Annotated in this window: 21 protein-coding genes; 11 read left to right on the top strand and 10 right to left on the bottom strand. The window is 47.6% G+C overall.

What is annotated here, in order from left to right; translation table 11 throughout:
• Positions 1-182: 182 nt before the first annotated feature.
• The 9 genes from pepF to G3352_RS01900 all read left to right on the top strand — a co-directional run bounded on the left by pepF (position 183) and on the right by G3352_RS01900 (position 12,504).
• Positions 183-1,985 (top strand): oligoendopeptidase F, encoded by a 1,803-nt coding sequence (pepF, locus tag G3352_RS01940; protein WP_163753313.1) that lies wholly within the window; start codon positions 183-185, stop codon positions 1,983-1,985.
• 108 nt (positions 1,986-2,093) lie between these two features.
• Complete coding sequence (locus G3352_RS01935) at positions 2,094-2,609, top strand: DUF2500 domain-containing protein (protein WP_240342887.1); 516 nt, start codon at positions 2,094-2,096, stop codon at positions 2,607-2,609.
• A 240-nt stretch (positions 2,610-2,849) separates the two neighbouring features.
• Positions 2,850-4,343 (top strand): FGGY-family carbohydrate kinase, encoded by a 1,494-nt coding sequence (locus G3352_RS01930; protein ID WP_163753311.1) that lies wholly within the window; start codon positions 2,850-2,852, stop codon positions 4,341-4,343.
• Position 4,344: 1 nt separating this feature from the next.
• Positions 4,345-5,106 (top strand): DeoR/GlpR family DNA-binding transcription regulator, encoded by a 762-nt coding sequence (locus G3352_RS01925; RefSeq protein ID WP_163753309.1) that lies wholly within the window; start codon positions 4,345-4,347, stop codon positions 5,104-5,106.
• 67 nt (positions 5,107-5,173) lie between these two features.
• Positions 5,174-5,902: a (Fe-S)-binding protein gene (locus G3352_RS01920; RefSeq protein WP_163753307.1), complete on the top strand. Its 729-nt coding sequence runs from the start codon at positions 5,174-5,176 to the stop codon at positions 5,900-5,902.
• Positions 5,899-7,416: a LutB/LldF family L-lactate oxidation iron-sulfur protein gene (locus G3352_RS01915; RefSeq protein WP_163753305.1), complete on the top strand. Its 1,518-nt coding sequence runs from the start codon at positions 5,899-5,901 to the stop codon at positions 7,414-7,416. Before G3352_RS01920 ends, G3352_RS01915 begins: the two co-directional genes overlap by 4 nt.
• On the top strand, positions 7,406-8,131 hold the full coding sequence (locus tag G3352_RS01910; RefSeq protein WP_163753303.1) for a LutC/YkgG family protein: 726 nt from the start codon (positions 7,406-7,408) through the stop codon (positions 8,129-8,131). Before G3352_RS01915 ends, G3352_RS01910 begins: the two co-directional genes overlap by 11 nt.
• Before the next feature lie 260 nt (positions 8,132-8,391).
• Positions 8,392-8,946: a glutathione peroxidase gene (locus tag G3352_RS01905; RefSeq protein WP_163753302.1), complete on the top strand. Its 555-nt coding sequence runs from the start codon at positions 8,392-8,394 to the stop codon at positions 8,944-8,946.
• Between the two features lie 384 nt (positions 8,947-9,330).
• Complete coding sequence (locus G3352_RS01900; RefSeq protein ID WP_163753300.1) at positions 9,331-12,504, top strand: bifunctional cytochrome P450/NADPH--P450 reductase; 3,174 nt, start codon at positions 9,331-9,333, stop codon at positions 12,502-12,504.
• A 219-nt stretch (positions 12,505-12,723) separates the two neighbouring features.
• Here the strand turns inward: G3352_RS01900 and G3352_RS01895 are convergent, their stop codons facing one another.
• Positions 12,724-13,122, bottom strand: coding sequence for a hypothetical protein (locus G3352_RS01895; protein ID WP_163753298.1), 399 nt, complete (start codon positions 13,120-13,122; stop codon positions 12,724-12,726).
• A gap of 120 nt (positions 13,123-13,242) precedes the next feature.
• Here G3352_RS01895 and G3352_RS01890 point away from each other — a divergent pair, with 120 nt between their 5' ends.
• The gene (locus G3352_RS01890; RefSeq protein ID WP_076289685.1) at positions 13,243-13,587 is read left to right on the top strand and encodes a hypothetical protein; all 345 of its coding nucleotides are present in this window, start codon (positions 13,243-13,245) and stop codon (positions 13,585-13,587) included.
• Positions 13,588-13,706: 119 nt separating this feature from the next.
• On the opposite strand, the gene G3352_RS01885 is transcribed toward G3352_RS01890, so the two are convergent.
• The 7 genes from G3352_RS01885 to G3352_RS01855 all read right to left on the bottom strand — a co-directional run bounded on the left by G3352_RS01885 (position 13,707) and on the right by G3352_RS01855 (position 23,412).
• The gene (locus tag G3352_RS01885) at positions 13,707-15,353 is read right to left on the bottom strand and encodes an MGH1-like glycoside hydrolase domain-containing protein (protein WP_163753296.1); all 1,647 of its coding nucleotides are present in this window, start codon (positions 15,351-15,353) and stop codon (positions 13,707-13,709) included.
• Between the two features lie 23 nt (positions 15,354-15,376).
• Positions 15,377-16,693, bottom strand: coding sequence for an ABC transporter substrate-binding protein (locus G3352_RS01880; protein ID WP_163753294.1), 1,317 nt, complete (start codon positions 16,691-16,693; stop codon positions 15,377-15,379).
• Positions 16,694-16,778: 85 nt separating this feature from the next.
• Positions 16,779-17,618 (bottom strand): carbohydrate ABC transporter permease, encoded by an 840-nt coding sequence (locus G3352_RS01875; RefSeq protein WP_090896617.1) that lies wholly within the window; start codon positions 17,616-17,618, stop codon positions 16,779-16,781.
• Positions 17,619-17,623: 5 nt separating this feature from the next.
• The gene (locus G3352_RS01870) at positions 17,624-18,538 is read right to left on the bottom strand and encodes a carbohydrate ABC transporter permease (RefSeq protein ID WP_163753291.1); all 915 of its coding nucleotides are present in this window, start codon (positions 18,536-18,538) and stop codon (positions 17,624-17,626) included.
• Positions 18,539-18,661: 123 nt separating this feature from the next.
• Complete coding sequence (locus G3352_RS01865; RefSeq protein ID WP_163753289.1) at positions 18,662-20,224, bottom strand: response regulator; 1,563 nt, start codon at positions 20,222-20,224, stop codon at positions 18,662-18,664.
• On the bottom strand, positions 20,199-22,016 hold the full coding sequence (locus tag G3352_RS01860; protein ID WP_163753287.1) for a cache domain-containing sensor histidine kinase: 1,818 nt from the start codon (positions 22,014-22,016) through the stop codon (positions 20,199-20,201). Before G3352_RS01860 ends, G3352_RS01865 begins: the two co-directional genes overlap by 26 nt.
• A gap of 106 nt (positions 22,017-22,122) precedes the next feature.
• Positions 22,123-23,412 carry a Gfo/Idh/MocA family protein gene (locus G3352_RS01855; protein ID WP_163753285.1) on the bottom strand — a complete coding sequence of 430 codons (1,290 nt, stop codon included), beginning with the start codon at positions 23,410-23,412 and terminating at the stop codon, positions 22,123-22,125.
• A 125-nt stretch (positions 23,413-23,537) separates the two neighbouring features.
• Between G3352_RS01855 and G3352_RS01850 the strand changes: the two genes are divergently transcribed.
• Positions 23,538-24,422, top strand: a complete 885-nt coding sequence (locus tag G3352_RS01850) for an AraC family transcriptional regulator (protein ID WP_163753283.1) — start codon at positions 23,538-23,540, stop codon at positions 24,420-24,422.
• A gap of 7 nt (positions 24,423-24,429) precedes the next feature.
• Here G3352_RS01850 and G3352_RS01845 read toward each other — a convergent pair whose 3' ends face one another.
• Positions 24,430-24,864, bottom strand: coding sequence for a hypothetical protein (locus G3352_RS01845; protein WP_163753280.1), 435 nt, complete (start codon positions 24,862-24,864; stop codon positions 24,430-24,432).
• Between the two features lie 239 nt (positions 24,865-25,103).
• On the bottom strand, positions 25,104-26,048 hold the full coding sequence (locus tag G3352_RS01840) for a glycoside hydrolase family protein (RefSeq protein ID WP_163753278.1): 945 nt from the start codon (positions 26,046-26,048) through the stop codon (positions 25,104-25,106).
• Positions 26,049-26,051 lie beyond the last annotated feature (3 nt).

Here is a 26,051-nt window from a genome sequence, read left to right as displayed (position 1 = left end):
AAATCTGGGGATAACAGCGATCGGAAGGTTGTTCTGTCATCGGAGTGGGAAGTGTGAATATTCTTTAGTTCAATCTATAGTCCCTTGAACCAAAAGGCTCATTTTAGGATATCTAAGGCATAAATGCTCCGAATATGATACGATGAGAGATATTGGAAATGCAAGGAGGAGGACATTTAACGATGGAAAAAATACGTACACGCGATGAAGTAAGCCAAGAGACTACCTGGGACTTGCGAGACTTGTTTGGGACTGACGAAGAGTGGGAGCAGGAGCTTAGATCATTGACTGAAGCTGCTGCCCATATCGAAACATTCAAAGGACATCTGGGCGAAGGCGCTGAGCAGCTGCTGGCCTGTCTGGATGCCCGTGAAGCACTTCATGAACGGATTGGAAAAACAGCTTCATATGCCCGACTTAAACAGTCGGAGGACAGTACCAATCCCGTGAATATTGAGAATTCAGCCAAGGCGGGAGACATTTTATCGAATTTGTCGTCGTCCTTGTCTTTTGTGAATTCCGAGATCGTGAATCTTCCCGATGGAACGGTTAAACGTTATATTGAAGAACTTCCGGGTTTGCAGCCGTATGCTCGCAGTCTGGATCGTCTAATTAAGGAAAAAGCACATCGTCTCTCGCCCGAAACAGAGAAGGTGCTCGCTTCCCTTGGGGAAGTGCTGGACTCGCCATACCGGATCTATCTACGCGGTAAACTGGCAGACATGACTTTTGACGATGCACTTGACGGCGATGACAATAATCGCCCGCTGTCCTGGTCATTTTATGAGAACAATTATGAAATGTCTTCAGATACGAAGCTGCGCCGCTCTGCGTATGCCGCGTTCAGCTCCAAGCTGAACGATTACAAAAATACGTTCGCTGAAGGTTACGCCACCGAAGTGAAGAAACAGGTCGTTATGTCCAGGCTGCGTGGATATGATGATGTTACGGATATGTTGCTCAGCCCGCAGCAGGTAAGCAAAGACATGTACAACAATGTACTGGATATCATCCAGAAGGAACTTGCGCCTCATATGCGCAGACTGGCAGCTCTCAAGAAGCGTGAGTTAGGCCTGGACAAGCTGATGTTCTGTGATTTGAAAGCACCACTGGACCCTGAATTCAGCCCAGCCATTACATATGAGGAAGCCTGCACGCTCATTCGTGAAGCTCTTGCCGTGATGGGACCGGAATATGGCGACATTGTGGAACGTGCATTTAGTGAGCGATGGGTAGATTACGCTGATAATGCGGGCAAATCGACAGGAGCTTTTTGTTCGTCCATATATGGTTCTCATTCCTATATCCTCATCTCATGGGCAAACAATATGCGCGGAGCGTTTACACTTGCCCATGAAGTTGGACATGCCGGACATTTCATGCTTGCCGGGCATTACCAACGTCTTACGAATACACGACCGTCTCTCTATTTCATAGAGGCGCCTTCAACGATGAATGAAATGCTGCTGGCAGATCATTTGTTGAAACGTTCTGATAATCCGAGAATGCGTCGTTGGGTCATTTTGCAATTGCTCAATACGTACTACCATAACTTTGTTACGCATCTACTTGAAGGTGAATTGCAGCGTCAGGTGTACGCACTTGCAACCAAGGATGAACCTATTACAGCGAAGACGTTAAGTCAGTTGAAAGGCAACATCCTCTCCGAGTTTTGGGGGCCTGACCTGGTTATTGACGAAGGGGCGAAACTGACATGGATGAGACAGCCTCATTATTATATGGGATTGTATCCATATACCTATGCAGCAGGTCTGACGGCATCTACCGCTGCTGCACAGCTGATTCGGGAAGAGGGGCAACCTGCCGTGGATCGCTGGCTTGAAGCATTGAAAGCGGGAGGAAGCCTTGATCCGCAAGAGCTGATGAAGCTTGCGGGTGTGGACATGTCTGGACCTGAGCCGATTCGTGCTGCTGTTGCCTATGTTGGCAGTCTGGTCGATGAACTTGAACGTCTGTATTCGTAATCAGGTTCATATAGTATACGGACAAGGCTTGTAGGGTTGTCTGCGTGCACCGTCTCCTTGGCAGGGGGCGGTGCATCTTAATTTGCAGGGAGAAGGGAACGATGATGAATGACGTCATTGAGCATATCTTCATCACTGGGCTGGTTAAGCATGGATGGCTTCGGTATTTTTGATGACATGAATGATGTTCCGGGATTTGAGGGCAATCAGAGTGGTTTTTTTGCTGGATTCAATGAGTTTGGTGCAATGAGTGCGTTTGGATCCATTTTTATCGGTGGCGTTTTTCTCATCATTGCCGGTGTTATTGTTTATGCCATTATTTCAGGGGTACGCACATGGTCATCGAATAATGCTTCAGCGCTGTTAACCTTGCATTCAACCATTGTGGCAAAGCGAACTAGAGTTAGCGGGGGATCAGGGGACAGCAGGGCTTCCACCTACTATTACATTACGTTTGAGCTCGACAACGGTGAACGGGTAGAACTGAAAGTAGGTGGGAGTGACTACGGTATGCTTGTGGAACATGACCGAGGCATGCTGACATATCAGGGGACAAGGTTTAAGCATTTTGAAAGAGATGTGCAGCCACAGTCCGGTGTTAGTAAAAACAGCTTTTATACGTAAAATAACAGGAAGGCGGCTCCTCCCGAGTGGAGAGAGTCGTTTTTGGTATGAGTAAAAGAAACCAATCACAGGGTATTCAAACGCTTACATTGATGATATACTCGTAAAATAAAGCTAAACAGTATAAAACAAAAATAAACAAACAAAAAAATAAAGAATAAAGTACAGAGCAGTCATCAATGAAATCAAGAAATGTTCAAGGGCGAAATATAGTATGGGATGAAGGGCTGGTGAAGAGCGGTGAGTGTGCTGGCGTATGATTTGGGTGCTGGAAGCGGGAGAGCACTGCTGGGTCATCTGAATGATCGGGGAATGGAAACGTTGGAGATCCATCGGTTCAAGAATGAGCCGGTAAAAGCGGGGGAGCGGCTGCACTGGGATATATTAAGGTTGCACCATGAATTGCTGGAAGGGCTGAACCTTGTTAAACAAAAGGGAGAACAGCCTGAAAGTCTGGGGATTGATTCCTGGGCGGTTGATTTTGGACTGCTTGGAAGTCATGGTGAATTGTTGGGCAATCCATATCATTACCGTGATTCACAGTTTAACGGCATGATGGATCAGGTGCGTAAGGAATTGACCTCTCAGCAAATTTTCGACCGCACAGGCATCCAGTTTCTTAGCTTTAACACACTGTATCAGTTGGCAACTCTTAAGCGAAGTGGCTCCCCACTGCTTAACGAAGCGGAGCGTTTCCTCATGATCCCTGATCTGCTTCGTTACTTTCTAACCGGTGAAGCGGTGAATGAGTTTACCAACGCCACCACAACACAGCTGTACAATCCCACCACAGGACATTGGGACGGTGAATTGCTTGCACATATTGGTATTTCGGAGACGCTTTTTGGAGAAGCAGTCATGCCAGGTACTCGAGTGGGGCAGCTGCGCAGCAGCATTTGCAGTGATCTTGGATTATCTGCCATTCCGGTTATTGCGGTTGCAGAGCATGACACAGGATCGGCGGTTGTGGCTGTTCCGGCAACAGAGCGTTCATTTGCTTACCTAAGCTGCGGAACCTGGTCACTTATGGGCACGGAGATTGATCACCCCGCCATCAGTTCCGAGAGTTTGGCGCTCAACTTTACGAATGAGGGCGGGGCAGGTGGTACGTTCCGTTTGCTCAAGAACATCATGGGCCTGTGGATTTTGCAGGAATGCATGCGTGAATGGGAACGGAAGGGACAGGGAATCAGCTATGCGGAGTTACTAAGCAGGGCGGAACTTGCTCCTCCATTTTCGAGCCTGTTTGATCCCGATGATGACCGGTTTATGCCAGCAGGGGATATGACCTCTCGCATACAACAATATTGTCGTGATACAGGGCAGGCTGAGCCGCAAGACCAGGGGGCCATTGCCCGTTCTATTCTGGAGAGCCTTGCACTGAAGTATCGGCGAGTGCTGGAATGGACAGAACAACTGTCCAGACAGTCTTTTAATGGATTGCATATGGTCGGTGGTGGCATTCAGAATCGCCTGTTATGTCAGTGGACAGCCAATTCCATTGGCAAACCGGTATGGGCGGGGCCAGCAGAAGGTAGTGCGATTGGGAACATGGCTGTACAGTGGATGGCAAGCGGAGCCTTTAAGGATATATGGGAAGCCCGCAAGGTCATACGTGATTCATTCCCAGTTACCGATTATGAGCCAAAGGACAGACCAATCTGGGAAGAGGCCTACGGTAGATTCCTAAGGTTGACAGCTTCGCCCAAATCACAAGCTGGGAGCGAGGTGTAACATGCTGGCAGCAGAGCGCTATGACCGGATTGTGGAGATGGTTAATGTTAAGGGCAGTATTCGTGTATCCGAGCTTAGTGAGCACTGCCGGGTAACAGAAGAGACCATTCGGCGTGATCTGGACCGGCTGGAGCAAGCAGGGCGACTGCGCCGTTCCCATGGTGGCGCTGTCAGCGTGAAGGAAGAGCAGCCGGAGATCCCTTACCGGGTAAGGGAAACAACACATGCTGAGGAAAAGAAAAAAATTGCCCTGTCTGCTTTATCCATGATTCGTCCGGGTGATCGAATTCTTCTGGATGCCAGCACGACAGCAGGTTATATGGCGGCCAATATGCCAGATATGCCATTGACCGTATTGACCAACTCCATACAGGTAGCCACCGAACTGAGCAGCAGGGACAAGATTGAAGTCATCTCGACTGGTGGCCAGTTGGCCCAACGATCTCTGTCTTTTGTTGGACCGCTCGCCGAACGTTCTCTGGAGACATATCATGTCGATAAATTGTTCCTGTCTTGTAAAGGTGTGCATCTGGAAGGTGGCGGAATCAGTGAATCTAATGAGCTTCAGGCACGCTTGAAGCAGAAAATGGTCGGTATATCCGACCAGGTCATTTTGCTTGCAGATACGAGCAAGTTTGGGGTTCGTGCATTCGCCCGGGTAACCGGGTTAAATGCGGTTCATGCGGTGATCACGGATCAGTCGCTTGATGATGATTTTATAGAACGTCTGAACAGCTATGATATCTCAATCACAAGGGTATAAAACAATATGGTATTCGATACTTATATGCGTTATAACAACAATTCATCAGTTATAGGAGCGTGTAATCATGAAGGTCTCCTTATTCATTACCTGCCTCAGCGATGCCATATATCCCCGTGTGGGGGAGGCGATGGTGAGATTGCTCGCCGCTCATGGCGTTCGGTTGGATTTCCCGCCCGTGCAGACCTGCTGCGGTCAGCCTTCCTACAACAGCGGGTATTGGGATGAGACACGGGTAGCCGCCAAAACGATTCTGGAAGCCTTTGATGACAGTGATTTTGTCGTCTGTCCCTCGGGCTCCTGTACGTACATGATTCATCATTATCCCGAGCTGTTTGTCGATGAACCTGTATGGCTGGAGAAGGCTAAACGATTGGAAGCCAAAGCCTACGAATTCACGCAGTTTCTCGTTCAGGTGCTTGGCATCACGGATTTGGGTGCACATTTTCCGCATAAGGTTACATACCACCCCTCCTGTCATGGCAGCCGTTTGTTAGGTGTAAAGGATGAGCCTATGGCATTACTTTCGGCAGTAAAAGGTTTGGAATTTGTTCCCCTTCCTTTCGGAGAGGACTGCTGCGGCTTTGGCGGTACCTTTGCTATCAAAATGCCAGATATATCTGGTGCCATGGTCACAGAAAAAGTAGATCACATCAAAGAGACGGAAGCTGAAGTATTAGTAGGACTGGATATGGCCTGTCTAATGAATATCGCAGGTAACCTGCGGTATCGGAATGAACCAGTGCGTGTGATGCATTTGGCTGAACTGCTGTATGAGGGGGTGCAAACAGGATGAGTCAACCCGGTGTAATGGATGTCACTGTCAAAGAACGTGCGGAATTGGCTTTAAATGATGACTTCCTGCGGAAAGCCGTCAAGTTTACGACAGAGCGATTACGTAATGGCAAGAAGTCCGCATCCGAAGAACATGGCAACTGGGAAGAATGGCGTGAACGTGGACGTCAGATTCGTTTGCATACGATCGCACATCTGGATTATTATCTGAATGAATTCGTCAATAATGCACGTGCCAATGGGGTTCATATTCATTTTGCCGATACTTCGGTAGAGGCAGCGGCGATTGCACTGGATATTGCAGCTCACAAGCAGGCTTCCACCGTGGTGAAATCCAAGTCGATGGTGTCCGAGGAAGTGCATCTCAACCATGTATTGGAATCCGCAGGCATTGAAGCAATAGAGACCGATCTGGGCGAATATATCATTCAATTGGCGGGTGAAGCCCCATCTCATATCGTCATTCCGGCTATTCACAAGAACCGTTACCAGATTGCGGACCTGTTATCCAAGGAAGCAGGAGAAATTCTGGAACCGGACACCACCGTACTTGCCGGATTTGTACGCAAAAAGCTGCGTGAGAAGTTTCTTGAAGCCGATATTGGCATGACCGGCTGCAATTTTGCGATTGCGGAGACGGGTTCCATGGTCCTATTTGAAAATGAAGGCAATGCCCGCATGGTATCCACCGTGCCAAAAACACAGATTACCTTAATGGGCATGGAGCGTATCATTCCATCCTGGACGGATCTCGAGGTGATGGCAACCTTACTGCCACGCTCCGCGACAGGTCAAAAATTGACGATGTATATGTCAGGCATAACCGGCCCTCGCCGAACAGAAGACGGGGATGGACCAGATGAAATGCACATTATAATCGTGGATAATGGACGTTCACTTCAGTTGGGTGATCCCGAATTTCAGGAGCTGTTGAACTGTATTCGCTGCGGTGCATGTCTGAACGCTTGTCCAGTGTATCGTCATATCGGCGGGCATGCCTATGGTGGAACCTACAGCGGACCAATCGGAGCGGTACTTACACCTGCATTGAATGGCAATATTGATGAATGGAACGACATCGCGGGTGCTTCCAGTCTGTGCGGAGCCTGTTATGAAGCCTGTCCGGTCAAAATTCCGCTGCATGATATGCTCGTATATCTACGCAGACGCAAGGTGGAAGAGGGCCATGGCAATAAGCTTGAGAGCGCTGGCATGAAAGGTTTTGCAGCGGTTGTATCCAATTCTAAGCGATTCGGAGCGGCTATACGTCTCGGACAGATTGGTCAGAAAGCCGTTGTGAGGAATAACGGAATTTCACTTAAACTTGGGCCCCTCAAAGGCTGGAACAGCTATCGGGTTGCGCCAAGCCTCGCGAAGCGTTCCTTCCGGCAGCAATGGAACAAGCTGGATCAGGAGCTGAATCAGGAGAAGAAAGAGATGGATTCTTCCGTTCGGGACCGAATGGAACAGATTCTTCGTGAGCGTGAGGGGGGCGGTGGTCAACATGAACACTGAACATCAAGAATGGCTGGAGCAATTGGAGAAGAAGTCTCGAGCGAAGCAGGAACACTTTATGAATGACATCGCCTCCAAATTGAGAAGACCACGGCAGACACATGCTCCGACTCAACCTTTTCGCGGTGCACCCGCATTCTGGACGGATTTGGAGTGGGACATAGATAAGCGCATACAGGCATTCACCGATAATTTTGTGAGTGTAGGTGCTCATATTGCGCGGGTAAGAGACATTGGCGAAGCCTCGGATTTCATCGCTAACAAATCTCATGAATTGAGTGCGAAATATATCATACGTCAGAATGAACAGGCGCTGACGGATCTTGGATTGGAAGAGAAACTTCCCGATGTGCAAATTTCTGTATGGAACAGCCAAGCAGAGGAGAACTGGAAGGCACGGGCAGCCGAGGCAGATATCGGTGTAGTGATGGCGGATTATGCTACAGCATATACGGGTTCCGTCACGGTGCTTTCTTCGCCAGAAAAAGGGCGCTCTGTGAGTCTATTGCCCACCGTACTCATCATTATTATTCCAATTGAACGGCTCTACACCAGACTTGGTGAAACGCTTGATCGCTTCGATGAAGCGGGAAGAGAGAATCTTCCAGCAGGTATTCATTTTATTTCTGGTCCTAGTCGTTCTTCTGATATTGAAAATGATTTGACGATTGGTGTTCATGGGCCGGGGATTGTATATGGTCTTATTATGGGGTAACACCATTTCGAAATGCACAACCTTACGAATGACTGTCCAAAAGCAGCTTGTTGTCTGCAAAGGGCAGTTTTTTTGTATTCCTAGTATGTCCATTATAAAAGGGATAATGAGCCATATAATCATATGGCAGCAGACAAGATGATTTATAGATAAAAACTATTAATACTATAATTATTATATATTTAACCTATCAATAGAAGCGGCGTATAATCCATTTCAAGATAGGTTCATTTGAGAACCGACCAAGGAGGCGTTATGGAATGAGTATATTTTCTTATCAGGTTCCATTCATGGATGGACACGTGGGCGATTTATCTGTTTTTGAGGGGAAAGTGCTACTTATTGTGAATACAGCCAGCAAGTGCAGTTACTCTCGACAATTTACGGAGCTTCAGCACCTGTATGAGCAGTATCGTGATCAAGGGTTGGAGATTCTGGCGTTTCCCTGTGATCAGTTTAATCACAAGGAGCCGGGCAGCAGTGATGAGATAGCTCAGTATTGTAGGAATCATTTTCATATATCCTTTCCGATTTTTGAGAAGATCGAGGTTACCGGACCATTCATACATCCTTTGTTTCGCTATCTGGTCGATACGGTCCCATTTGAGAGTTATGATATGGAATCGGAAGAAGGGCGGTGGATGAATCAATTCCTCAAGGAGAAACATCCCGAATTATACCGGGGAGACGGGATCAAATGGAATTTCACCAAGTTTCTAATCGATCGAACCGGGGAAGTGAGTGGCCGCTATGAGACTACGGTTGCACCGATAGAGATGGAGTCCGCGATTCGGGACCTGCTGAGACAGGCCTAGTTGGAGTTGAGTTTGAGCGAACTGTGTATCTTCAAAATTCTAGTGTTCGTTCAGAGCCAAATATTCTCTATATTATTGGACCAAAGGGGAAATTTACTCATGCCAATTCGGATGGATACCCTTTGGTCCTAAGACTTTGAGACTGTTGAAGATTAGGACTGGAAATGTTAGGGTAAAAGAAAGGTAACGAAGGAACCCATTTTTTTTAATCTAAACTGACCAATATACCATTCCGGTCAGTTGGTTCCGGTATGATTTTTAGGTTATCTGGATGAAATATGAAAATTTGCAGAAAATGTAGTCATGTCTGTTGATCTGAAGTCGTAGTTGAATGAAGGTATTTTTTTTTAGTCGAACGTAACACTTGGAAGAGGAGTGAGTATTATGGCGCAAATTTCAGTTCCCCAACCCAAAACTTTTGGACCTTTAGGAAATTTACCACAGTTAAACACCGATGAGCCTGTACAATCCTTGGTGAAACTCGCTGAAGAGTATGGCCCCATTTTTCGAATGGATTATCCTGGCCGAAGTGAATTGTATATTTCAGGTCATAAATTGGTAGCTGAGGTTACCGACGAATCCAAATTCGATAAACGTGTATGGGCACCGCTGGAGAAGGTACGTGCGTTCGCCGGAGATGGCCTGTTTACGAGTTGGACTCAAGAACCGAATTGGAAAAAAGCTCACAATGTGTTGCTGCCCAGCTTCAGCCAGCGTGCGATGCAGGGATATCACAACAAAATGATTGATCTCGCTGTACAGCTCGTACAGAAGTGGTCCAGATTAAACCCGGATGAGACGGTTAATGTACCTGATGATATGACTCGTCTCACCCTGGATACGATTGGATTGTGTGGATTCAACTACCGCTTTAACAGCTTTTATCGGGAAGAACCGCATCCCTTTATTACTAGTATGGTTCGAGCACTAGACGAATCGATGAGCTCGTTGCAGCGTTTGCGTCTGCAAGACAAGCTGATGATCACCAAAAAGAAACAGTTTGAGCAGGATATCCGTTCGATGTACTCACTAGTGGATCATATTATTGCGGAGCGTAAGGAGCAGCCCCAGGAAGGGGCGGACGATCTGTTGTCCCACATGCTTAGTGGCAAGGACCCGGAAACCGGGGAAACGCTGGACGATGAAAATATCCGTTACCAGATCATCACCTTCCTGATTGCTGGACATGAGACGACGAGTGGCTTGTTGTCCTTTGCCATCTATTATTTAATGAAAAATCCGGATACACTCGCCAAGGCTCAAGCTGAAGCAGATCAGATTCTGAAAGATCCGGTTCCAACATACAATCAGGTCCGCAATCTGAAATATGTTCGCATGGTTTTGAACGAAGCATTGCGGTTGTGGCCAACGGCTCCAGCATTCTCCTTATACGCGAAGAAAGACCTTGTTCTGGACGGGAAATATCCTTTGCAAAAAGGGGATAGTGTCAGTGTACTTATTCCCAAGCTGCACCGGGATCGCGACGCATGGGGCGAAGACGTCGAGGCATTCCGTCCGGAACGGTTCGAAGATCCGAGCAAGGTGCCACATGATGCCTATAAACCGTTTGGTAATGGTCAGCGGGCCTGCATTGGTCAGCAGTTCGCCCTTCAGGAAGCAACACTTGTGCTAGGTATGGTCCTGAAGCATTTTGAATTCATCGATCATGCGGACTATCAGTTGAAAGTGAAAGAAACGTTGACGCTCAAACCCGATAACTTCACGATTCGTGTTCGTGCACGCGGGGGTCAACCGGTCATGGCTGTGCCGGGTGTTGCCGTGGAGGAACCGACTCCGGTTGCCAAACGACAAGAGCCGGATACAGCAAATGCCCATCATACCCCGATGCTTGTCCTGTATGGATCCAATCTGGGGACTGCGGAAGGTATTGCGCGTGAAATCGCAGATACCGCAAGATATCAGGGCTTCCGCAGCGAGGTGGCTACCCTGGATGATCGTGTAGGCAAACTGCCGAAGGAAGGCGTCGTCATCATTGTGAGTGCATCCTACAATGGTCAGCCACCAAGCAATGCCAAGGATTTTGTCGAATGGATTGAACATGCGGATGCAGGGGAATTCCAAGGTGTTCGATTCTCTGTTCTCGGATGTGGGGACCACAACTGGGCCAGCACGTACCAGCGTATTCCGCGTTTGATTGATGAGCAGTTATCTTCCAAAGGAGCAGAACGGTTATCACCTATCGGAGAAAGTGATGCCAGCGGGGACTTTGAGAAACAGGTTGGAGACTGGACTGAGCAACTATGGCCGGATCTGGCAAGAACTCTGGGCCTCAAGTTGAACACAAGCTCAGGTAGTGAGCGCAGTTCTTTGTCAGTACAGTTTGTCAGCGGACTGGCGGTAACGCCGCTCGCGGATACGTATGATGCACATGTTGCTGAAGTGCTTGAGAATCGGGAACTTCATGATGCGGGCAGTGAACGAAGCACACGTCATCTGGAGATTAAACTGCCTGAAGGCGCAACGTATAAAGAAGGCGATCACCTGGGTATTTTACCGCAGAACCCGTCTGAGCTTGTAGAACGAGTACTGAAACGATATGGATTTACAGGTACGGAACATCTGGTTCTGGATGCATCAGGTCGCAGCGCAGCTCATCTGCCTTTGCACCAACCGGTTAATCTGGTCGATCTGCTCAGTCACAGTGTGGAGCTTCAGGAAGCGGCAACTCGAGCCCAACTGAGGGAACTCGCGGCGTACACGGTATGTCCACCTCATAAGAAGGAGCTCGAAGCGCTTCTTGATGAGTCTGTATACATGGAAGAAGTGCGTAAGAAACGTATATCCATGCTGGATTATTTGGTGAAATACGAAGCATGTGAGCTGCCTTTCGAACGGTTCTTGGAACTGCTGCCTTCCCTGAAAGCCCGATATTATTCAATCTCCAGCTCACCACGAGTGCAGCCTGAACAGGCCAGCATAACCGTCAGCGTAGTGCGTGCTCCGGCGTGGAGTGGTCAGGGAGAATATAAAGGCATAGCGTCTAACTATCTGGCGAACCTGAAGCCTGGTGAAGAGGTAGTCATGTTCATACGCACGCCTGAGTCCGGCTTCGAACTGCCAGAAACTGCAGAGGCTCCAATTATTATGGTTGGTCCGGGGACGGGCGTAGCTCCATTCCGTGGTTTCCTGCAGGCAAGACGTTTATTGAAGGAACAAGGTCAGCAGGTTGGCGAGGCCCATCTGTATTTTGGATGTCGCAATCCTGAACATGACTATTTATATAAAAATGAACTCGAAACAGCCGAACAAGAGGGGCTTGTCCAGCTTCATACCGCTTTCTCCCGTGTGGACGGGGAAGAGAAATGTTACGTGCAGCATCTAATGAGAGATGATGCCCACAAATTGATTCCTCTGCTTGAGCAGGGTGGACATCTGTATGTTTGCGGCGATGGCAGCAAGATGGCACCTGATGTTGAAGCAACACTCAAGAAAGCGTACGCTGATGTCAGCGGCAACTCCACGGAGCAAGCCGATGCGTGGTTAGAACGTTTGCAGCAGGAAGGTCGTTATGCCAAAGATGTGTGGACAGGTATCTGAGTGATACGTTCCTGACATCTACGCGGTGAGACACAGAAGGGTTCTGTGCTCACCGCTTTTTGCTATGGCACAATATCCGAGCAGACTAATGCACCTATGAGTTATACTAGGGAAGAGAAATATGCATATCATGACATGGGATAGATCCAGGGTAGGGATCGTTCTTCTAATCAAGATTGCAAGTACAGACAGATATGAATTCAGCGAAGTCTGGTCTCATTATTTCTTCTTTTTATTCGTTGGGCGATAGATCGATTCGACCTGAGTTAGCGGAAAGAGAATACGTGAGGAGAATTTACCTTTTCCCTGCAGCTCAATGTAATCCAGTCCAACACCAACAAGTCGGATATTGTTAAATGCATTTCGAGATGGGAATACCGTGCGGATGCCTACCCGTATGCCTCGCCGTGCTCGTGGTACATCAAATACACGAATGGAAAACAAGCTGAGTGGAATAAATAACTGCCGATTGACTTTAATGAAATTGCGCGGATATACTTTGCTAATTATTCCAGGTTCCAGACCGGACAATGGAGCATTCAGTTCTACCAGATGTCCCTGGAACTCGGCCAGACGCTGCTGAAGTGTTTTTCCTGAATGAAGTTGGTGCCAATTCATAAGCAATCCTCCGTTCGCCATTTATACCTACTATATGAATGGACGGGGGCGAGAGGTGAGCGAAATGGCGCCCATGTTACTCATGATAAGGTACAACTTAAGATATAGGGAGTGATTCAGATGGACGTGGAAATGTATAAAGACCTCATTCGCGATGAACGTGGCAACTATTATATCGCTGTACAGATGGAGGGTAATGAACTTACGCTCGTTAACGCATTTGTTGAAGCATCGTTTACACCGGAACTGATCTATAATGAAGAATTTCGGAATAAACATAAAGAGATGGAAGGCGGCTTTGTAGGCAAAATCGCAATGGACCTTCTCCGACATGATGTGGTCATGGGTTTGAAACAAATGGACAGAAAGCTACTGGAGCTGTCGGATGTTGAACAGAAGTACACGGTGAACTATATAGATACGATTGAGTTCTATCGCCACCCTGCGTGGGAGCGGAAAGCATAAGCGGAAAATTTATTTTCGTGGATAGTCCATTAGAATATTAAATCGTAAAAGCGCAAGTACAGGGGAGTTACCCTTGCCACTTGCGCTTTTGGCGTTGCAACTATTCATCGGGAAACGCACTATCGATAGGAAGGATAGATGATGCCGATATCTCGCTCTGTTTTCAAGCTTCCCTCAATATACCGCTGGAGTTCATTTCCTTTGATTCGAAACGGAATGGATTTTTCTCGATAGATCAGTTCACCCTCAATCATGCGCACGCTCATTCCGATGACGCCTTCCAAATGTCCACTACGATCCGTAATTAATCGAATTCCCCCTGGTCCTTCCATAAGAACCTTACCATCCTGATATACCGTTACTCGTTCTGGGGTGTTCACCAATTCAAAATGCAGTCCATTCATCGTGCGGCTGTATGCCGTATGACCAGCGACTTCTTCGCCATGATCCATGTCGATGGGGAGAAGACCGGTAAACCACAGTTGGTCCGATCCAACCGGCATAATGCCGCATAGCCGTTCCACATAATCAAGCAGGCAAAGAATGGAGGGGGAATAGGTTTCGGTAAAACCTTCCTCCCCGGTCCATGGACTTAAAGCCTGCGCAAAGCGCTTTGCTTTGGAGAGGGACGACAAGATGGGTTGCAGCACCCAGGTCAATTCCACATAGCGATGGTGATATTCAAATGCATGCGGTGCACGGATCAGACTGAGGAAGTTGGATGCTCCACCCCAGCTGTTATAAGAGGAGAACGGATCGAACCTTGGATCATCCATCGACATGGAGGTAAACGGGTATTTGGCAAAAAACTTGCTTGTATTCAGCAAATACCTGCGCAGCATGTTATCAAATAATTCACGGTCACCCACCTCGCAGGCCATCACGCGCAATAGCACATCGGACTGTACCCTGACCAATTCGTCATTGCGATCCCGGTCGTAGAAGAACATATCCTCTTCGTCATAACAGTAGCGGAAGAGACTCTCCAGACTGGCTTCAGCTTTTGCTTTCCAATCACCACCAGACTCCCCAAGTTCCTCAGCCATTTGGGATAAATACATGCGCTGGCAATATATATTGGCGGTTAAGTCTGGTGCCAAAAAAGGCAGGACGGGAGAGTCCGGATGGTTGGACGCAGCATCATTCATATAAGGGGTATCGGGGACATGCCAGAACCGGGGGGACAGATCATGCCCAGTATCAAAGGTGCTAAATGCCTCCACACAGCCGGTCCCTCGGGTATTACGATACGTTGCAATCCATTCGTCGTATTGTACCATTGCCTTGTACATGGTCTTCAGGAAGGAGCGGTTCTTTCCATGAAGTTGGTAGTGGTTCCATACGCTTCGTGCCAATGGTGTAACGAGCTGAATCTGACGAAAGGATGGACCGTTCTCCGTTAGCTTATAAGGCAGCAATCCATCTTCTCTTTGGTGTCGGGCAAAAGCAAGATAGGTCGTTTCCGATACGGAAGGAATCAGACGTGACAGCAGTTCCGCATTAATGGTGCCCGTACTCTCCAGCCAGCAACCCAGATAGATGCCACCTTCCTGAAGAATGGGCTCACTGCCGTTCAGGGGCACCATGCAAGTTAGTAACTTCTCCAATGCGGAATAATAAGTTGTTTCCAGTCTTCCGCCGGATGCCGCGAATCGAACACCTGACGCCTGCCATTCCTGTATTAACTTTTGATCTTCCGGTTTACCTGGCTGCACATGATCGTGGATCGAGATCTGCCGCAGCTTGTTCAGCAGGGCTTCTGTCATGTCGACCTCCTTGTAGCGGTTATTTATTGATTGGATTCAAAAATTCGAACGGTGCCATTATAGAAGTCAGTTACGGCTTGCTCCACACTTTTTCGGCCAAAGCCGATTTCCTGGTTGGTTGTCTGGGCCAGCTTGGAGAATTCAGCGAATCCTGGAGGGTTATAGCTCACGTCAAAAGGCTCCGTTTTTGTAGCTTCAGATACAAAGCTGGTGTAATTATATACAATCTCTTCAACAGGTCCCGCTTCTTGCTGAAGAAGATTGCGGTTGGCTTCCGTAACGGGCACACCGCGGTCGTTGCCGAGAATTTTGGCTGCGTCCGGATCATTAATCCAGAAATCCATCAGAATCGCGACTTCTTTTGCATGTTTGGTATTTGCATAACCGGACAACCCCTGACTGGATTCAAATACAACCCCAGTTCCTTTTGGACCCCGTGGTACAGGCAAAAGAATTAACTTATCTTCCGTGAGACTCTGGAAAGCAGCCAGTTGATTCGAAGGAAGCAGGCTCATCGCCGCCTTGCCTGTAATAAGCAAGGATTTACTCGTATCATCCGGTGGATTGGAAACCTGCAATTCAGGCGTGACCACACCTCCGGATTTGGAAGCCTGCTCCCAGTAAGTGAACCATTCCAAAATGTCTTCTTTTGCAAATCCAAGCGTGCCGTTCTTCATATCATATAGCTGTTTGCCGCGTTGCTTCAAAAAGATGTCCATACCGTCAACCGTGAAATTATAGGTTCCATAATAGCCCTTGCCGAGCTTGTCGGACAGCTCTTTGCTGATTGCAGCATAATCTTCCCAAGTCCAATCCGAAGCTGGCAAAGGGATTCCCGCTTGATCGAACAGCGCCTGATTAACGACAATGCCCCGTGCATTCGCACCAGCGGAAATATGCTGCAGCTTTCCATCAAGACGCCCATACTCAACCATGGTGGCATCCATACCATCCAGATTCAGTTCACTACCGACATAAGAGTCCAGGTTCAAAAGCACATCCTTTTTGGCGTAGTCAACCACATTACCCCCAAGGAAGAAAATATCTGGTGCTGTGCCTGATGCCAGCTGTGTATTCAACTTGTCGAAATATCCGGAGGAAGGCGCAAATTCACCTACAATTTTAATATTCGGATGTTTCTCCTGAAAAACTTTCAGGGCTTCATTCGTAATATCTGCCCGTTTTTGATCGCCCCACCACATCATGCGCAGTTCGACTTGACCGTCTTCCGCGGTTTCCGTTCCTTTCTGCTCATCAGCGCCGGTATGATCCGTTCCAGAGCAGGCAGTCACCAATAACAGGAGTGAAGCTATAACAGTGATCATTAATCGTTTGAACATGAGAAATCCCCCTGACGATGGATAATGAAAAACATAATATCTGTTGTACACATATTGCATTGCCTCTGGACAGGTATTTTCGTAATCACTTCAGCCCAGTCGTTGCAATTCCCTCTAGAAAATAACGCTGAAATACCAGAAAGATAATGGTCACAGGCAGCAGAGACAGCGTAGACATGGCGAGCAGTGCGCCCCAATCCGATTGTCCCGATGGATCGAACAACGACCGAATCCCAAGCTGTACGGTAAACAGATCAATTTTGCTCAGGTAAATCATCTGGCTAAAGAAGTCATCCCAGCTCCAGATGAAGGTGAAGATCGCTGTTGTAATCAGTGCAGGAACGAGAAGAGGCACCACGATTCTGAAAAAAATCTGCGATTGCCCGCAACCGTCAATGGTTGCACTCTCGTCCAGCTCCCGTGGGATTCCACGGATGAATTGAACCATGAGCAGAATGAAGAAGGAGTCCTGTGCCAGCCACTTGGGCAGAATGAGCGGGAAATACGTATTAATCCAATGCAGCTCGTTATACAGAATGTACTGAGGTACCAGGGTTACATGGTAAGGAAGCATGATGGTGACCAGCATAATGCTGAACCACAGGCCTTTGAACTTGAACTTCAATCTGGAAAAGGCGTAGGCTGCAAGGGAACAAGAAATCACATTTCCCAGCACACTCATAACTGAGATCAGCGCCGAGTTGCCGAAGAAGCGGCCAAACGACACCCCTTGCAATCCTTTCCAGCCATTCACAAAATGATCGAGGGTGAAGCTGGTTGGAATCAGGCTGCTACTCGTGAAGATGAGATGATTTGGTTTAAATGAACTGAGAATTAACCATAACACCGGATACAACATCAGCAGACCGAAGAGGATAATGGCAGCATGCCTCCCGGCTTGGACCAAACGTCGTTTTAGTGGCATGTGTACTATCTCCCTTCCTGATTGTCGCCGTAGAACACCCAGAATTTCGAGGTGAGAAAGACGATTGCGGTGAATACCCCGATAATGACCAGCATGATCCACGCCAGGGCAGAAGCATAACCCATATCAAAGAACGAGAAGCCTTTCAGATACAGGTACAAGGTATAGAACATTGTGGCGTCGAGCGGGCCTCCGCGTCCATCCCCGATCACATAAGCGGGTGTAAAGGCTTGAAACGAATTGATCATGCTCATGATCAGGTTGAAAAAAATAACAGGCGAGAGCATCGGAAGTGTGATGCCGAAGAATTGGCGTACCTTTCCGGCCCCGTCGACGTCCGAAGCTTCATATAAATCGGCTGGAATTTGCTTTAGGCCAGCCAGGAAGATAACCATGGCCGAACCAAACTGCCATACAGAGAGTGTGATGATCGTATAGACCACATAATCGGGATGGGCAATCCAGGCGGGTCCGGTGATTCCGAACCAACTCAGAAACTGATTGACCAAACCACTTCCTTCGAAAATCTGACGCCAGACGATCGCAATAGCGACGCTGCCTCCCAATAGGGAAGGGATGTAATACACAGTTCGGTATAAGCCGAGTCCCCGAATCCCTTTGTTCAGCGCCATCGCTACAAGTAGGGCGAAGGCAAGCCTTAGCGGAACGGATAGAAATACATAATAAAACGTTAGTCCCAATGATCTGCGAAAGGTATCGTCTTCGGTAAAAATCTGGACATAGTTGCTGAGCCCCGTCCACGTTGGTGATGTTAACAAATTAAATTTCGTCAAGGACAGGTAGAGCGACGCAACCATCGGTCCGAGTGTCAGACAGAAAAGTCCGATGAGCCAGGGCAGCAGAAACAAATAGGCAGTCATATTCTGCTGGCCGTATAACGGCTTGGACAGCTTTCTCATCATAGGCCTCCCTTCAGGATTGGATGTGAATTCGTGATCACCGCAAAATTGAATCCGCTTACAAGATTTGCGGTGATTCTCTTGGTAAATTAATCATACCGGGGAGGGGGAGAAGCCGGAATCTCATTTCTTCGGATCATGATTATCAATTTTTTCGGAATGCAGCAAACGATAATCCGAAGGACTTATGTTGAACATTTTTTTGAATTTTGAACTGAAATAGCTTGGGGAACGGAAGCCTGTCAGTTCTGTAACATCCCAGACGGTTAGTTGGGTTTCCCTCAGTAAACGTATGGCATGTTTCATTCGCACCTCGGTTACATATTGAATAAAAGAGATGCCGGCAGCTTCTTTGAATATCTCTGAAAAATAGGTAGAGTTGTAGTTATATTGCTCAGCTAACGAAGTTAATGTCAGTTCCAGCATGTAATTTTCCTCGATATATCGTTTGGCCGATTCAATGACCGTATCTTCTCCAACCTCGGATGGCTGCTGTTGATTCACAAAATCTTCCGCCCAATGCATCAGCAGCAGTTCTGCCTGGTCTGGAGTCTTTAGCCAAAGCACCCATTCCGGGGAAATCCACGAGGATTCCTGTTCAAACAATAATGAAATTTGAAAAAGGCTTCGGATCATATGGGAAGTGGATATCCGAAATGAGTCAGCAAGCTCCTTTCGAATCACGCTGCGGAAGGAATCCAGCTCTCCACGAATGAGGCAACGATGCAGCATGCGACTGGTTTCCTCAGGCAGTAATGGACTATGATCTACTTCGGGCATACGGTCCTGTGCACCTTTGCGTCCAGCAGAGTTCCAAGCCAAGAGGGAATGAATATAGCCTTCTTTCCAGCGTTCAAACCCAGACACGGACAATCCCAATCCAACTTGTACATCCATCCTTAAGACAGAGCGGGTCTGTGCTGTGATCTGCTGAGCAAATTCGTGCTGAATACCTTCCAATGTTATGAAATGCATAATTCCAGGGTGGGCTCCGTCATGGAACACTTGCACGTTATCTGGATAGGATTGAGCCATTTCGTGACAAAGCAGCTCAAAGGGAAGATAGAGCTTTTCGGGAACACGCCCCACTGATGCAGTCTGTATACCGGAGTCTCGCATGCCAGCGGTGATGAAACAGACGCTTTGATCCGACCAGGATTCCAGATGAAACAGCCGTATCCGCTCTGGCAGTGAAGAAGGAGGGAGGCGATGCCCCCTAACAAGATCAAGCAGGAAACGTTGCTTCATTTCTTTGTAATACTGGGAGAGACGCCATTGCATCATTTCGGAATCGCCGTGCAGCTGTTTCTTTTTATCCAGCTCATCTTTGATTTTATTTAATGTGGTTTTCAGTTCATCCCGGGTTACAGGCTTCAGCAAATAGTCCATGGCCTGGCTGCGCACACCTGCTCTGGCATAGTGGAAATCTTCATATCCAGTGATGATCATAATCTGAATGGAAGGATTAAGGCTTCGGCAAACGTCCAGCAATTGGACGCCATCCATTACAGGCATGTTCATGTCTGTAATTAATAAGTCAAAATGTTCAGCTTTCAGAAGCCCTTCCGCTTCGATGCCGTTTGCCGCTTCACCTGAAATGACAAAGCCCAAGTCTTGCCAGTTCACTTTCAATTTTAGTCCTTCGCGAACCTCGATCTCGTCATCTGCGATCAATACGTTGTACATCATATTCCTCCTGTGCGGGTAGAATCATTTCAATAGACGTGCCGTTACGTTCTCCGTTCTCGATCTGAATGGCAAACAGACTTCCGTAATGCAAGCGGCAGCGTGCAACCACATTACCGAGTCCAATGTGCCAGCTTTGGCTTCGCAATAGGGGTTCCAGCTGAGATGTTTCAATAGGATCATGGAGTTTCTGGATGATTTCAGCTGGAATCCCGGGCCCATTGTCTGAAATGTTGAAATACAGCCGGTTATTCCGTCTGGAGATCCGGATGTGTACCTTTGCCGTCGTCTGTTGCTGGAAGCTGTATTTGACGGCATTCTCAATAAGCGGCTGAAGAATAAATTTGATGATGACCAGGGAATCCAGCCTGCCTTCCTGTGTCAGAGTAATGTCCAGCTGATGACCGAAACGGGTTTGCAGAATGGAGATATAGTGGCGGATATAAGCCAGTTCCTCTGCAAGCTGTACCCTGTCGTCACTTGTATTCATGGAGAATCGCATCATTTTGCCCAGATCCTCAATGACCTGAACTGTATCATCTGTTCGGCGCTGCATGGCGAGACTGCTCACCAGTTCCAGCGTGTTAAACATAAAATGGGGATTAATCTGCATGAGCAGCGCTTTATACTCAGCTTGCTGGCGGAGCAGCTTCAGCTCGAATTCGTTCTGGATGTGCTGTCGCAATCGGCTGATCATGTAGCGGAAAGTGGAGATGACATAACTGACTTCGCTTTTTACATTTTTGTCCGGAGGCAGAAGGGACTCTGCTTGATCGAATGCGCCGCGCTGTACCTGTCTCATAGCCAGTACCAGTCGTGTTAAAGGTTTGGTGACTCCATAAGAGAGCCAGGCGGCGGCAAACAAAGAGACGAGAATGAGAATAATGGTGACCACCAGAATAGTACTCTGAAGTTTGTGAAGAGAAGAATATAGCTCTTTTTCCGGTGCCAGACCAGCCAGCATCCAGCCCGTACGCCCCAGCTTTTTGTATACCAGAATGTCACGCTGTCCTTCATCATTGTTCAGGTACACCACACCCGATTTGAGCGAGTTGTTCCGGATTTGATCGATTTCTGCTAAAGCTTCGGCACCAAGCTGATTGGCCTGTTGGGAAAGAATAGGACTTCCTTGTTCGCCCAGTAGAAAAATAGTGCTGCTCTCAGCCAGATGGATCCGTTTAAGCGGTTCCAGAAAATAAGATTCGCTGACATTAATTTTCATCACATTTTGGGCTGTAGCATGGTGAAAGGTCCCAATGGGCATCAGCAGGCTAACTACCGGGTTGCCGTGATCCCTTATATTTTCATGTTGATCGGTATGTGCAGGCAGCCAGTGATTCCCTGAGATAAAGAAATTTTTGTACCATGATTCTTGCAAAAAGAGAGCGTCGGTCGTTACTTGATTTTCACTGCCAATCCTCAGCCCATTTCGTCGATAGATGGATACATCGGAAATACTGGTGTAGCTGTTCGTAGCCTGGGTCAGAAAACGGCTCATCGCCAGATTGACAAGCATCTTTTCCCCTTCAGGAAGGTTGGGGTCACTCATCGCGTTATCCCAGTTCTTGGCGGTATCGCTGTTGAAAACAAGAGAGGCTACATCATAGATCTGCATTTGAACCATATCGACATAGGAGCCGTATTCCTCCATCTTCTCAAGAGCAGAGGATTCAATGTAAGAGCGGATCACAGTACGTGATTCCTTAAAGAGTAGGAAGGAGAGTGTGCCAAAACAGAGTACGAAGAGCACAACGATAAAGGCGATCAGGCGGCTTTTTAATGAGAAAAACATGGATTCCTCCTTAAGCGAATAGACTTCAAGACCATCATCAAATGGGAAAAAGACTGCGTATTATACGCAGTCTTTGAATTAAATTGGTTGGAGCGGCCTTGCGTTCCTAGAAACGAACCAGATTGTTGATGCGAACAGGTAACCCAGTTGCAATGGCGCGGTTGGCTGCAATTCCGGTGAGGATGGATCTTGCTCCGTCGAATTGGTTGGCAGCGCGGTGGTATGGATCTTCCGCTGGCTCTCCAAACAGATCATTCAGAAGTACAGGATCACCTCCGCCATGGCCGCCTTCTTTTTCCTCGACTTGAACTTCGTACGGGGCATCGAACATGGGAAGGACACGTAGTGTTTTCCCAATCAATGCACCTTCAAGATTTTTGTCACCCAGCGAGTTAACGTAGGATTGTTCCACAATGTTCATCTCGATCCGGCCTGTGGTACCGTTAATGGCGATGCGATAACCTTCCCACGGCTGGTATGCAACCAGTGAATAGGTCAAAATAGCTTTGTTCTGATACTGGACAAGAACGCCCATCGTATCCTCGATGTTGATGCCATCTCCGAATACGCTTTGATCCCGCTGGTAGCCGTCTTCCGGCTCAGCATCCAGATACATGGCTTTGAGATGTGCATCCGAATCCAGGTGCAGGGCAAAAGGATCTTCTTGCGCAAGCGGGTTGCCTGTTGCACGAGTGTAAAACTGGGTCACGCCTCGTTCCTCTGCGTTCTCTCGACCATAATACATGAGATCGCCGAATGCGAAGACGGTCTCAGGCTGCGAACCGATCCAGAAATTGACCAAATCGAAGTGATGCGTGGATTTGTGTACGAGCAGTCCGCCACTATTACGCTTGTCCCGGTGCCAGCGGCGGAAGTAATCTGCGCCATGGCGCGTATTCAGCAGCCATTCGAAGTGGACCGAAGTCACTTTTCCGATCGTGTCATTCTGAATTAGTTCCCGTATTTTGGTATGGTGCGGTGCATAACGGTAGTTAAAGGTAACGCGTATATTTTGTCCAGTCCGCTTGACGGCATCAAGAATATCCTGACATTTGTGTTCATCGATGGTCATGGGTTTCTCGGTTACAACATCACAGCCAAGCTCCATTGCGCGAATGATATATTTGTGGTGGGTGCGGTCGATGCTGGTTACAATGACGAAGTCCGGCTTTTCGTTCTCAATCATCTGATCGAACTGATCTGCAGGATAGGTTGGCACCTCATTGTATTTATATTTTTCCCTCAGCAGTTGATTGGCGTAATTCATGCGTGTCTGGTTAATATCGCAAAAAGCTGCAAGTTCGGATGTTTCCCTGAAATTTTGGGCTAATGCTCCATAGAAAAATTCAGCACGGCCGCCTGTTCCGACCAATACGTATCGTTTTTTGTTACTCATGTCTATCGCCTCCTTGAATATAGCTCTAGACTATAACAAGGAAGCACTTCATTCGCTGCTTTTTGTGCGTAATCGCTTTCAAATACCGCTTATTTTGCTATAATTCAACTAAAGGGGGCAGCTGCATGATACAGACATTTCAAGCGGATTACCATGATCCCACCGGATATTTGAATATCGAATATGATCGCCGCATTGGATATTTTTCCATGACCGATGACCATCTGCATGACCATTATGAGCTGTACTACCTGCTATCGGGTGAGCGCATTTACTTCATCAAGGACCGAACTTATCGGGTCAAAGCCGGAGACTTCGTATTCATTAACCGGAATACCGTTCATAAAACGATGGAGAGTGGAAGAGCAGACCATGATCGAATTGTTCTGTATATCAAGTCAGAGCTGTTCACCGAATTGGCCATTTTACCTGAGCTGGCAGAGGGGCTTAAGGAGCCATTCGGCTGGAATATTCCCATTCTGAGGCTTCCTTCACAGGTAAGTGAAACAGCGGACCGAATGGTCAGTGAAATGATTGATGAGATGGTCCATACAAGAGCTGGAAGCAGCCTGCTGCTGCGTCACCGATCCGTTGAACTGCTGTTGTTTGCTTACCGTAATAAACATCTGGGCACCGTGCACTCGGCCGACAGAGAGCCGGTTCTGCATCCCAAGGCACAGGCGGTGGTGCGTTATCTCAACGATAACTATCAGCAGGATTTAGCGCTGCCAGAGGTCGCTGCATTATTTCGAATTAGTCCCCATTATCTCAGCCGTTTGTTCAAACAGACTACAGGTTTCACGTTCAGCGATTATCTCAACCTGCTTCGCGTGAAGGAGGCGCAGCGTTTGCTGCGTGAAAGCGAGGATTCCATAACGGAGATCGCTCTGCGAGCGGGATTCAGCAATTTTTCACATTTCGGGAAGATGTTCAAGCGTACGGTTCAGGTGTCACCGAGGACATATCGACAGGAGTATAGAGATGCAGGTTCGATGAGAGTGCTGAGATAGGGTAGGTTTATTTCAATCGTTGGAGTCCCTTAATAATGATGTTTGTTTTGTCACTTACCTTTTGTAATTCTTTCAATGAAAGCTTCGCATAGGATGGAGGGACCACGTGCCAGTACTGATGGAAAAGGTCACTTCGTTCAGTATATAACCTTTGGGCTGTTCCATCGACCATATTAGTAATGAGCCCATAATATTCGAAAGCGTTCTTAATATTGTTCGTATAGATGCTCAGGTTTGTTTCATCTGTTGTTTTATTGCTTTTGATATATCGATCCAGCTCTTTTTTATAATGTATACTTTCCAGAATAACACTGCGGTAAGCTGAGTCGGCAGAAGACTCGATGCGATGTCTGAGTTCTCGATACTTATGAAAAAAGATGGATGCAATGATAAGAATGATAGTGAATAAAATCAGAATAATATGTCGTGTTTTTGTACTCATAAATACGTCCTTGTTTATGTATTTAGTATTTCCCCATTTTGAAAATGGAGTTCTACATAATAACATGTAACGACACTTAAACCTATAGGTAAATACAGGAAGGGAATTCTTGACGATTCGCGATCCGAAGGCGAACATATAAAAAGAACTGAGCGATCCTGCCTGCGCAGACATTGGTTCAGGTCCTTTATTATGACGTTGTATAACTGAGTTTAAATCTCACTTTAGGAACAACGCAGTTAAACCGAAATTTGACTTGTATCGTTCTCCGGTCGCAACTTCATCTGTAACTCTTCATCCCGTGGACAGACCATCACACCATCAATGACATCGAGACGTGCGGCCTGAATGGAGGAACGACGTGCGGGTTCGCTGGCATGATCGATACCTTCGATCCGGTCCGGATGGGTAAAATAAAAAATATAGGCTTCATCATTCTGTACGACGACATCTGCATGCAAACCGATTACACCATCATCCTCACGGTTTCCTGGCTGGTCGAGAATCAGACTGTTCCATTCCCAATTCTCCAGGTCATCCGACTTGTAAACGGCCTGTCCTCTCCATTCGTCAACAATCATCCAATACGAATCACGGAAATGAAATACGTTCGGTCCTTCATGCGCACGTCCTGTAATAACCGGTCCAATCACATCCCATTGATAGAGATCCGGGCTATCTGCTGCATACGTATGGGATGAATTAGCTTCATCCTTGTACCACATCCGGAATTTTCCGTTCGGCAGCGGGTAAATACACGCATCAATCACACGATCCGAGCTAAGCTCCAGTTTGCCATGGGATGTCCAAGAGAGCAGATCTGTACTGGTGTAATGCAAAATGTGCCGATCATGGCCCGCCCAGTCATGGGGCACCCCTTGAATGTAACTGACATACATGTGATACGTGCCCTCATGCCAGAAAATTTCGGGAGCCCAGAACGTATTATGTCCCCATTCATGCTCCAATCCGGTTAACGTACCTCGATATGTCCATGTCTGTCCACCGTCAGCTGAAGAAGCTACGCCCAGATCTGTGCCATGTACCCAGGCGAACTTTGGCCCTCCAGCTGTGGCTCTGCGATTGGTATAGATCATCCACCATGTTTGCTCGGAACGATTCCACACAACGACCGGATCAGCAGCTCCATCAAAGATGGGATCACGAAACAATGGTGCACTCATGAA

The organism is Paenibacillus sp. ALJ109b (assembly GCF_010747435.1).
Classification (GTDB): Bacteria; Bacillota; Bacilli; order Paenibacillales; family Paenibacillaceae; genus Paenibacillus; species Paenibacillus taichungensis.
This window is presented reverse-complemented; position numbering and strand designations above follow the sequence as displayed.